We start from the raw sequence: 10,940 nt of genomic DNA on the forward strand, positions 1-10,940 counted from the left end.
GGATCGACCGGCGCCGACCCCCTGCCCTGGTTGTTCCATTCGGGCACGTCGGCGCGCGGCCCGATCTGCATCCAGCCGACCGCCTTGCCATCCTCGAAAGCCAGTAAACCCGGCGGCGGCCCGGCTTCGATGCGCGCCTTGATATGGTCCTTGTTGCGCTGCTTGTCGTTGGCCCGTCGTACCGCCGGCGCCAAACGGAAATGCGTGCACCAGCAGCCGTAACAGGCGCCCTGCTTGCCGAAAAGATCCTCGAAATCCGCCCAGAGCTCGGGCGCCAGCGGCGCGATGGTCGTGCTCATGCGTTCTCCCCAGGCCAGCCTTGTTGCTTGCCCTGCGCTGTCGTACCATTGCGTTTGTTCTCTTTATGTTCGCAGCAATGGCGGCTCCTGTCAACAATCCCGAACACGGTTTTTGCCGTGACTGCCTGGCCTTGCAGCGCGGCGATGCACGTCGCTGCGAGCGTTGCGGCAGCCCCAGGCTTGCCCGCCATGCCGAACTCTACCGGCTGCATCTTGCCCATATCGACTGCGACGCCTTCTACGCCGCCATCGAAAAGCGCGACAATCCGGCGCTGAAGGACCGGCCGGTGATCGTTGGCGGCGGCAGGCGCGGCGTCGTCTCCACCGCTTGCTACATCGCCCGCATCCACGGCGTGCGTTCGGCGATGCCGATGTTCAAGGCGCTGGAAGCCTGTCCTGAGGCGGTGGTCATTCCTCCCGACATGGAGAAATATGTCCGGGTCGGGCGCGAAGTCCGCGCGTTGATGCAGGCATTGACGCCGCTGGTCGAGCCGCTCTCCATCGACGAGGCCTTCCTCGATCTTGCCGGCACCGAGCGCCTGCACGGCATGCCCCCTGCCCTCGTCCTGGCGCGTTTCGCGCTGTCCGTGGAAAAGGAGCTCGGCATCACCGTCTCGGCCGGTCTTTCCTACTGCAAGTTCCTCGCCAAGGTGGCGTCCGACTTCCGTAAGCCGCGCGGCTTTTCGGTGATCGGCGAAGCCGAGGCGATGGGCTTCCTGGCCGAACAGCCGGTGACGATGATCTGGGGCGTCGGCAAGGCCTTCGCCGCCACGCTGGAACGCGACGGCATCCGCAGCATCGGCCAGCTTCAGCGCATGGAGCGGGTCGAGCTGATGCGCCGCTATGGCGTGATGGGCGACCGGCTCTACCGGCTCTCGCGCGGCGAGGACGACCGCCGGGTCGACCCGGATGGCGACGCCAAGAGCGTGTCGGCCGAGACCACCTTCGACACCGACATCGGCGCCTTGGCCGAACTGGTGCCGGTGCTGCGGGCGCTGTCGGAAAAGGTCTCGGCGCGGCTGAAGAAGTCGGGCATTGCCGGGCGCACCGTGGTGCTGAAGCTGAAGACACAGGACTTCAAGCTCCGCACGCGCAACCGCCAGCTTGGCGATCCCACGCGCCTGGCCGACCGGATCTTTCAGACCGGCCTCGACCTCTTGCGCCGGGAAGCCGACGGGACGAAGTTCCGGCTGCTCGGCATCGGCGTCAGCGATCTGTCCGATGACGGGAAGGCCGACCCGCCCGACCTGGTCGACATCCAGTCGCGCAAGCGCGCGCTGGCCGAGGGCGCCATCGATTCATTGCGCGACAAGTTCGGCAAGAAGGCCGTGGAAACCGGCTATACGTTCGGCAGGGGCCGCGGCGCCAATCCGCCGGAGCCGATCGAGGAGTGATCGAATCCGGCTTCCGCCACTCACGTGCGTTTTAGATCGATCCGGCTTGTCACCACCGTCTTGCCGGTTTTCGGATCGGCGTCTGTCACGGTGAGCCGCATGCCGTCCCCGCTCGTCTTCTCGACGGTTAGCCGCGCTGTCCGGTCGCCATTCACCTCTTTGGCCCATCGGATTGCGAGGCTGAGCGCATTGCCCGACCGCTTGCCATTCAACTGCGCCGGCCCGGTACGGGAGCCGACATAAACGCCGGTATAGCCCTTGCCGTTGGATTTCAGATCCGCGCTGATCGCCCGCGTCACCAGCACGAGACCTCGGCAATTGCCGTCGAGCGACAGCGAAGTCGACGTCGCGCCGGAATTGAAGGTGCAGGAGACGTTCACCGTCGGCGCATTGGTGGTCACCTTGACGGTGCCGTTGCCGGCGAAACTGCCCTGGAACGAGCGCAGGAAATCGGCATCGTCGGCATGCGCGGGGCTCACGGCGGTCAGGCCGCCGGCGAGCAGAAGCAGCATCATTGATTTCATCGAAGGTCTCCCCCGGTAGAATCGGAAATGCCTAAGCGCGGATACAGGGACTCGAACGCCCGCGGCGCCCCCAGGTTCCGCCTTCAACGTGACTGTTTTTTAACGCGGCTGGCCCAGTCGAATGCGCCGACTAGCGGTTGCCCTCGAAGGTCCGGCTTGCGACATAGCGCGCATGGCACCCGCTCCCTCGATCCCCAAGGCCGCGTTCTGGATGGCGCTGTCGATCGCCTCGTTCCTGGCGATGTCGGTCGCCGGCCGCGCCACGACGGCGGAGCTCAACGTCTTCCAGGTGCTGGAGCTGCGCTCGGTCATCGGCTTCCTCATCCTGCTGCCGCTGGTGATGATGAGCGGCGGCTTCGCCGCGATGCGCACCGAGCGTCCGCTCGCCCATCTTGCCCGCAACATCGTCCACTATTCCGGTCAGGCCGCCTGGCTCTACGCGCTCACCCTGATCCCGCTGGCGGTGCTGATCTCGATCGAGTTCACGACACCGATCTGGACCGCCATCCTCGCCGTCAGCTTCCTTGGCGAGAAGCTTTCGCGGCCAAGGCTGGCGGCGATCGTGCTCGGGCTGATCGGCGTGGTCATCATCGTACGGCCGGGGCTAGGCTCCATGAATCTGGGGGAGCTTATCGTACTGGGCGCAGCGGTTTGCTTCGGTACCTCCGTGGTGTTGGTCAAGTCGCTGACCCGCACCGACAGCGTCGTCAGCATCATCTTCTGGATGCTCATCATCCAGTCCGTGCTCGGCCTGGCTCCGGCGCTCTACGAATGGCGCAACCCGCCGCTCGAGCTCTGGCCGTGGATCGTGGTGATCGCCTTCACGGGCATGTCGTCGCATTTCTGCATGGCCCGCGCCCTTACCCATGCCGACGCCACACTCATCTCGCCTATGGATTTCCTGCGCGTGCCGCTGTCGGCGTTGATCGGATGGCTGCTCTACCACTAGCAGATCGATGTCTTCACCGCCGGCGGCGCACTGCTGATCCTGACGGGCAACCTGCTCAACCTGCAGCGCAAGGCACCGCAGCCGGCCGAGATCGCCGCTTCATAGCGGCGCGGCGCTGCGCGCCACCTCCGCGACATCAGACCGGCCTCGCCTCGATAACGCTGATGCGTGGCCCCGCTTCGATGATATCGGCGACCTCGAAGCCGCCCTTTGCCAGCAGCGACCGAAACTCCTCGGCCGTGCGCTCCTCGCCGCCAGGCGCGACCAGCATGTTGAGGTCTGCGAATTTGGCCGTCGCCCCTTGATTGGGCGGCGCGAGCACGGCCTCGAACACCAGCAGCTTCCCGTCCGCGCGCATTGCCTTGCGGCAATTTTTCAGGATCGAGATGTTGGTCTCGTCGTCCCAGTCATGCAGGATCCATTTGAGCAGCAGCGCGTCCGCCCCTGCGGGCAGCGCCGCGAGGAAATCTCCACCGACGATGTCGCAACGCTCGGCCACGCCTTTCTCGGCCATCACCCGGCCGGCCGCAGCCACCACATGCGGCTGGTCGAACAGAATGCCGCGGCTGCCGGGATTGGCGGCGAGGATTTCGGCGAGCAGCGCACCTTGCCCGCCGCCGACATCCATGATGACGGGGAAGCGCGAGAAATCATAGGCCGCAAGGATCGCCGCCGCGACGCCGCGCGAGTTCGCCGCCATCGCAAGATCGAAAATGGCGGATTCCTCGGGGTGTTCGGCCCGGTATTCCCAGACGCCCTTGCCATGCGCGTGGCGGAACGCATTCCTGCCGCTCTGGATGCTGTAGAGCAGATCGCTCCACGCCTGCCGATAGTAAGGCCGGCCGACAAACGCCGCCCAGGGGGCGGCTGAATGCTCGGCGTCGGAGCGCAAGGCGCCGCCGAGCGGCGTCAGCGAGAACTGCCCGTCTTCCGCCTCGTGAAATAAGCCGGCCGCCGCGAGCGCGCGCAGCAAGCGGTAGAGCGCGCGTGGATGGGTGCCGGTCAGGCTCGCGAGATCGACGGCCGAGCGCTTGCCATCCTTGATGTGGTCGGCGATGCCGAGCATCGCCGCGACCGAGATCGCTTGCGACACCCGGTACTCATTGACCATGCGTATCACTTCGAAAGCGGCTGTTCGCGGGTCCATGCCTCCCCCCATCCGCAGGCGTGGAGATGGTACCGCTTCTCCTAGATAAGTTCCACTTCCACCACGCCCTGCACCGCGCGCATGGCGGACGCGATTTGCGGCGAGACGCGGTAACGACCCAAATCGATCTCGATCTCGCCCTGCGCCTCTCCCTTGAGAAGGATGATGCTGACCTGGCTGTCGCCGCGCTGCTTGAGCTGGGCCTGAATGATCGACGATGGCCTATCGTCCCTGACAAAGATGCGTAGGGCCTTCTGGATGCGGCTGGCCTCATCCTCCAGCGACTGCACCGTCTGGATGCGTAGGTTGATGCCCTCCGGCCTGTCTTCGGCCGAAACCGTGATCACCACCGAGCGGCCAGGCTCCAGCATGTCGCGAAATTGCGCCAGGCCTTCGGAGAACAGCACCGCCTCGTATTGCCCCGTCGTGTCGGAAAATTGCACCACGCCCATCTTGTTGCCGGTGCGCGTCTTGCGCTCCTGCTTGGTGGTGACCGTGCCGGCGAGTCGCCCGGCGGCGGCACCGCGCTTGACCGCGGCAGAGAACTCGCCCCAGTTCTGCACCCGCATCTTCTGCAGCGCCGCCTTGTACTCGTCCAGCGGGTGCGCCGAGAGATAGAAGCCGACCACCTGGAATTCGCGGTGCAGCCGGTCGGCGGCCAGCCACGGTTCGGTCGCCGGCAAATTGAGCGCCTGCGACTGGGCGCCGAGCGAGGCGCCGAATATGTCGGCCTGGCCGGAGACTGCATTCTGCTGCGCCAGAGAGGCCAGCCCCATCATCCGCTCGACGCCGGCCATCATGGCGGCGCGGTCATGGCCGAAGCAGTCCAGCGCGCCGGCCATGATCAGGCTTTCGAAGACGCGCTTGCCGACGATCTTCGGATCGACCCTTTCGCAGAAGTCGGCAAGGCTCTTGAACGGCTTTTCGCCGCGCATGGCGACGATATGCTCGACCGCCGCGTCGCCGACGCCTTTGAGCGCGGCCAGCGAATAGAAAATCTTGTTCTGGCCGACCTCGAAGGGGCGGAAGCTCGACATCACCGACGGCGCCACCACCTCGATGCCGAGCCGCAGCGCATCCTGGCGGAAATCGGCCAGTTTGTCGGTGTTGCCCATGTCGAGCGTCATCGACGCCGCCAGGAATTCCACCGGATAGTGCGCCTTGAGGTAGGCGGTCTGGTAGGAGACGACCGCGTAGGCCGCCGCGTGCGACTTGTTGAAGCCATAGTCGGCGAACTTCGCCAAAAGATCGAAGATGAAGTCGGCCTGCGGCTTGCCGACGCCGCGCTCGACCGCGCCCGTGACGAAGCGCTCGCGCTGCTTGTCCATCTCGGCGCGGATCTTCTTGCCCATGGCGCGGCGCAGAAGGTCGGCTTCGCCGAGCGAATAGCCGGAAAGCTCCTGCGCGATCTGCATCACCTGTTCCTGGTAGACGATGACGCCCTGCGTCTCCTTCACCAGATGGTCGATCTTGGGATGGATCGAGGCCATCTCCTCCTCGCCATGCTTGCGGGCGTTGTAGGTCGGGATGTTCTCCATCGGGCCGGGGCGGTAGAGCGCCACCAGCGCGATGATGTCCTCGATGCAGTCCGGCCGCATGCCGATCAGCGCTTTGCGCATGCCGGCGCTTTCCACCTGGAACACGCCGACCACCTCGCCGCGCGACAGCATGGCGTAGGTATCGGGATCGTCGAGCGGGATCGTCGCGAGATCGATGTCGATGCCGCGACGGCGGATCAGCTTCACCGCTGTCTCCAGCACGGTCAGCGTCTTGAGGCCGAGGAAATCGAACTTCACCAGCCCGGCCTGCTCGACATATTTCATGTTGAACTGGGTGACCGGCATGTCCGAGCGCGGATCGCGGTACATCGGCACCAGTTCCGACAGAGGCCGGTCGCCGATGACGATGCCGGCGGCATGCGTCGAGGCATGGCGATAGAGGCCTTCGAGCTTCTGCGCCGTATCGAGCAGCGTCTGGACGATCGGCTCCTTCTCCGCCTCCTCGGCGAAGCGCGGCTCGTTGGCGATGGCGTCCGCCAGCTTGACCGGATTGGCCGGATTCTGCGGCACCATCTTGGAGAGCTTGTCGACCTGGCCATAAGGCATCTGCAGCACGCGGCCGACGTCGCGCAGCACCGCGCGCGCCTGCAGCGTACCGAAGGTGATGATCTGCCCGACCTGGTCGCGGCCGTATTTCTGCTGGACGTAGCGGATCACCTCCTCGCGCCGGTCCTGGCAGAAGTCGATGTCGAAGTCAGGCATCGAGACGCGATCGGGATTGAGGAAGCGCTCGAACAGCAGCGAGAAGCGCAGCGGGTCGATATCGGTGATGGTCGTCGAATAGGCGACCAGCGAACCGGCGCCCGAACCGCGTCCCGGCCCGACCGGAATGCCTTGCGACTTCGCCCATTTGATGAAGTCGGCAACGATCAGGAAGTAGCCCGGGAATTTCATCTTCTCGATGATGCCGAGCTCGAAATCGAGCCGCTCGCGATATTGCTCGACCGTATAGCCCGGCGTCGGACCGTGCGCGGCCAGCCGCGCCTCCAGCCCCTCGCGCGCCTGGCGGGCGAGCTCGGCCGCCTCCGCCTTCTCCGCCGCATCCTTGTCGGCGATATCGCCGCCGGTGAAGCGCGGCAGGATCGGGCTGCGGTTCTTCGGATAGTAGGAACAGCGCAGCGCGATCTCGACCGTGTTGTCGATTGCTTCCGGCAGGTCGCAGAACAGCTTCGCCATCTCCGCCTGGCTGCGCAGGAAATTGTCCGGCGAGAGCCGCCGGCGATTGTCGGCGGCGACCACCGAACCCTCGGCGATGGCGACCAGCGCGTCATGCGCCTCATAGTCGTCGCGCCTGGAAAAGAACGCCTCGTTGGTGGCGACTAGTGGCAGATCGTGGCTGTAGGCAAGGTCGACCGTCGATTTCTCGATCATGCGGTCGTAGCCCTGGACCCGCTCCAGCTCGACGTAGAGCCGATCGCCGAACATCGCCTTCAGCGTCAGCAGCCGCTGCTCGGCGAGGTCGCGGCGGTCCTCCTTCAAGGCGCGGCCGATCGGACCGCGCGGACCGCCGGTCAGGCAGATCAAGCCGTCGGATTGTCCCTCGAGCATCGCGCTGGTCAGGTGCACCGGCTCGCCGGGCGGCGTTTCCAGATAGACCCGGCTGATCAGCCTGACCAGATTGGCGTAGCCGGCCTCGGTGGCGGCGATCAGCACGACGGCGTGCATCTCCGGCCCCTGGCGGCGGCGGTCGCGCTGGCCATCGCCCGCCTCGCCGGAAAAGGCGAGATCGATCTGGCAGCCGAGGATCGGCTGGATGCCGTCCTTCACCGCCTTCTGCGCGAATTCCAGCGCCCCGAACAGATTGTTGGTGTCGGTGACGGCGATCGCCGGGCACTCGTCCTTGACCGCATGGCCGACGATGGCGCCGAGCTGCAAGGCGCCTTCGAGCAGCGAATAGGCAGAGTGCACGCGCAGATGGATGAACGGCCGCGCCGGCGTTTCCGGACGCGCTTCCTTTACCGCTGCTTCGCGCAGCAACGGGTCGCGTGGAAGTCGTTCATCCGCCATGGGGCTCGCGTCGCTCGAAAGGACTCAACAATCAGTGCAGATGTATTGTCCGGGAGCGCGGGATGCGAGTCCAGCGATCTCCTGTGCACAGGTCAGGCGAATTCCATGATCACCGCATCGACGGCGAGACTGTCGCCCGGTTTTGCGTTGAGCCTGGACACGGTGAGGTCGCGTTCGGCGCGCAGCACGTTCTCCATCTTCATCGCCTCGACCACGGCCAGCGTCTCGCCGGCCTTGACTTCCTGTCCCTCGGCGACGGCGATCGATACGACGAGGCCCGGCATCGGGCAAAGCAGCATCTTCGACGTATCCGGCGGCAGCTTTTCCGGCATCAACCTTTCGAGCTCGGCGGTGCGCGGCAGCATGGCCTGGGCCGTCACCGACATGCCTTTCCAGGCGATGCGCAAGCCGTTCAGCGCCGGGCGCACCTGTGCCGCGACCGTGTTGCTCCCGACCGTGCCGCGCCAGATGAGATCGCCCGGCCGCCAGTCGGACGCCACCGTCAGCGGCTTGCCGCCATCGATCGACAGATCGACTTCCATGGGGATCGAGACCATGCCTTCGAGAACAGCGGCCGAAAGGTAGTCGGCGCCGATCTTGACCACCCAGTCCCGCTTGAGGATGCCCGAATGCGGCGCCAGCCGTCCGCTCAGCCGGTCGAGCCGGTCGCGGCGCAGCAGTTCCATCGCCGTTGCGACCGCCGCCAGCACCGCCTTTTCTTCGGCGTCCGGCGCGATCGGCGCGAATCCGTGCGGATATTCCTCGGCGATGAAGCCGGTCGACAGTCGCCCCTCCCGCCAGCGCGGATGCTGCATCAGCGCCGCCAGGAACGGAATGTTGTGCTCGATGCCATCGACGACGAAACTGTCGAGCGCCTCCGACATGGCGTCGATCGCCTCGAGCCTGGTCGGCGCCCAGGTGCAAAGCTTGGCCACCATCGGATCGTAGAACATCGAAATCTCGGAGCCTTCGGTGACCCCGGTATCGTTGCGGATGACCACATCGCCGAACGTCCCCTCCTCCGGCGGCCGATAGCGCGTCAGCCGGCCGATCGAGGGCAGGAAATTGCGGTACGGATCCTCGGCATAGAGGCGGCTTTCCACCGCCCAGCCGTTCAGTTTCACGTCGCTCTGCTTGATGGCGAGCTTCTCGCCAGCGGCGACACGGATCATCTGCTCGACCAGATCGATGCCGGTGACGAGCTCGGTCACCGGGTGCTCGACCTGCAATCGCGTATTCATTTCAAGGAAATAGAAGTTCTTTTCGCTGTCGACGATGAATTCCACCGTGCCGGCGCTCTGGTAGTCGACGGCCCTGGCCAGCGCCACCGCCTGCTCGCCCATCGCCTTTCGGGTCGTGGCGTCGAGGAATGGCGACGGCGCCTCCTCGACCACCTTCTGGTTGCGCCGCTGGATCGAGCATTCGCGCTCGCCGAGATAGAGCGCAGTGCCATGCGCGTCGGCCAATACCTGGATCTCGATATGGCGCGGATCGACCACGAACTTCTCGATGAAGACTCGGTCGTCGCCGAACGAGCTTTTCGCTTCCGAGCGCGCCCGATCGAAGCCGTCGCGCACTTCCGCCTCGCCCCAGGCGATGCGCATGCCCTTGCCGCCGCCGCCGGCCGAGGCCTTGATCATCACCGGATAGCCGATCTCGCCGGCTATTCTTTCGGCATGGTCGGCGTTCTCGATGACGCCCAGCCAGCCGGGCACTGTCGACACTTTCGCCTCGTTGGCGAATTTCTTCGATTCGATCTTGTCGCCCATCGCCCTGATCGCCTTGGGCTTCGGGCCGATGAAGACGATGCCTTCCTTCTCCAGCGCCTCGCAGAAGGCGGCGCGTTCGGAAAGAAAGCCATAGCCGGGATGCACGGCCTCCGCTCCGGTCTGCTTGCAGGCGGCAAGGATCTTGTCGGCGAGCAGATAGCTTTGCGCCGCGGGCGAAGGCCCGATATGCACGGCTTCGTCAGCCATCTCGACATGCACGGCGTCGCGATCGGCGTCCGAATAGACCGCGACGGTGGCAATCCCCATCTTGCGCGCCGTCTTGATCACACGGCAGGCGATCTCGCCGCGATTGGCGATCAGGATCTTCTTGAACATTCGGGCGTCGTTCCTCCGGCGAGAAACCAGTTCTATGGACAATCCCGCCATGGCTCAAGTGGCCGGGCGACGAGCATCCGCCCTGCCCGGATTGCGAATACCGCGCCGAAAAACGTCGCAAGGAAGTTGGCCGCCGTCGCCGAACTCTGTAGAGTGGCGCGTGGCTCATTGCGGAGGGCTGGCGGGCATTTCGCTTCGCCGGGCAGGCTCAACAAGCCGGCCACATCAGAGATTGTCTATTGCCTTGGGAGGAACTGCCTCATGAAAACGCGCGCCGCTGTTGCTGTCGCCGCCGGAAAGCCGCTGGAGATCATGGAGGTCGACCTCGAAGGGCCGCGCGACGGCGAGGTGCTGGTCGAGATCAAGGCGACCGGCATCTGCCACACCGACGAGTTCACGCTGTCGGGCGCCGATCCGGAAGGCCTGTTTCCGGCGATCCTCGGCCATGAAGGCGCCGGCATCGTCGTCGACGTCGGCAGGGGCGTGACCTCGGTCAAGAAGGGCGACCACGTCATCCCGCTCTACACGCCCGAATGCCGCCAATGCCCGTCCTGCCTCTCGCGCAAGACCAACCTCTGCACCGCGATCCGCGCCACGCAGGGGCAAGGCCTGATGCCGGACGGCTCGTCACGCTTCTCGATCGGCAAGGACAAGCTGTTCCACTATATGGGCTGCTCGACTTTCTCCAACTTCACCGTGCTGCCCGAGATCGCGCTGGCCAAGGTCAATCCCGACGCTCCGTTCGACAAGATCTGCTACATCGGCTGCGGCGTCACCACCGGCATCGGCGCGGTGATCAACACCGCCAAGGTCGAGCAAGGCGCCACCGCCGTGGTCTTCGGCCTCGGCGGCATCGGCCTCAACGTCATCCAGGGCCTGAAGCTTGCGGGCGCCGACATGATCATCGGCGTCGATTTGAACAACGACAAGAAGCCGAGGGGCGAGCGGTTCGGCAT

6 protein-coding genes and 2 pseudogenes are annotated in these 10,940 nt (G+C 65.3%); 3 read left to right on the forward strand and 5 right to left on the reverse strand.

Annotated features, from left to right (window positions below):
* Positions 1 to 299: pseudogene (locus EN738_RS22440) on the reverse strand (GNAT family N-acetyltransferase); the annotation flags it as partial.
* Positions 300 to 364: 65 nt separating this feature from the next.
* Here EN738_RS22440 and EN738_RS22445 point away from each other — a divergent pair.
* Positions 365 to 1,693, forward strand: a complete 1,329-nt coding sequence (locus tag EN738_RS22445; RefSeq protein ID WP_127285630.1) for a DNA polymerase IV — start codon at positions 365 to 367, stop codon at positions 1,691 to 1,693.
* 20 nt (positions 1,694 to 1,713) lie between these two features.
* On the opposite strand, the gene EN738_RS22450 is transcribed toward EN738_RS22445, so the two are convergent.
* Positions 1,714 to 2,217, reverse strand: a complete 504-nt coding sequence (locus tag EN738_RS22450) for a hypothetical protein (protein WP_127285631.1) — start codon at positions 2,215 to 2,217, stop codon at positions 1,714 to 1,716.
* 172 nt (positions 2,218 to 2,389) lie between these two features.
* Between EN738_RS22450 and EN738_RS22455 the strand changes: the two are divergent.
* Positions 2,390 to 3,271, forward strand: a pseudogene (locus tag EN738_RS22455) (DMT family transporter).
* Positions 3,272 to 3,302: 31 nt separating this feature from the next.
* Here EN738_RS22455 and EN738_RS22460 read toward each other — a convergent pair.
* The 3 genes from EN738_RS22460 to EN738_RS22470 form a co-directional block, all read right to left on the reverse strand.
* Positions 3,303 to 4,313, reverse strand: coding sequence for a methyltransferase (locus EN738_RS22460; protein ID WP_127285632.1), 1,011 nt, complete (start codon positions 4,311 to 4,313; stop codon positions 3,303 to 3,305).
* 41 nt (positions 4,314 to 4,354) lie between these two features.
* Positions 4,355 to 7,879, reverse strand: a complete 3,525-nt coding sequence (dnaE, locus tag EN738_RS22465; protein WP_127285633.1) for a DNA polymerase III subunit alpha — start codon at positions 7,877 to 7,879, stop codon at positions 4,355 to 4,357.
* A gap of 92 nt (positions 7,880 to 7,971) precedes the next feature.
* On the reverse strand, positions 7,972 to 9,984 hold the full coding sequence (locus EN738_RS22470; protein ID WP_127285634.1) for an acetyl/propionyl/methylcrotonyl-CoA carboxylase subunit alpha: 2,013 nt from the start codon (positions 9,982 to 9,984) through the stop codon (positions 7,972 to 7,974).
* A 261-nt stretch (positions 9,985 to 10,245) separates the two neighbouring features.
* Here EN738_RS22470 and EN738_RS22475 point away from each other — a divergent pair.
* On the forward strand, positions 10,246 to 10,940 hold a 695-nt coding region (locus EN738_RS22475), incomplete at its 3' end, for an alcohol dehydrogenase catalytic domain-containing protein (RefSeq protein ID WP_148669472.1).

This window comes from Mesorhizobium sp. M4B.F.Ca.ET.017.02.2.1, from assembly GCF_003998955.1.
GTDB classification, from domain to species: Bacteria; Pseudomonadota; Alphaproteobacteria; order Rhizobiales; family Rhizobiaceae; genus Mesorhizobium; species Mesorhizobium abyssinicae.

Coding starts and splice junctions, on each gene's coding strand:
- EN738_RS22445 (WP_127285630.1), top strand. CDS start 365: ATGTTCGCAGCAATGGCGGCTCCTGTCAACAATCCCGAACACGGTTTT.
- EN738_RS22450 (WP_127285631.1), bottom strand. CDS start 2,217: ATGAAATCAATGATGCTGCTTCTGCTCGCCGGCGGCCTGACCGCCGTG.
- EN738_RS22460 (WP_127285632.1), bottom strand. CDS start 4,313: ATGGACCCGCGAACAGCCGCTTTCGAAGTGATACGCATGGTCAATGAG.
- dnaE (WP_127285633.1), bottom strand. CDS start 7,879: ATGGCGGATGAACGACTTCCACGCGACCCGTTGCTGCGCGAAGCAGCG.
- EN738_RS22470 (WP_127285634.1), bottom strand. CDS start 9,984: ATGTTCAAGAAGATCCTGATCGCCAATCGCGGCGAGATCGCCTGCCGT.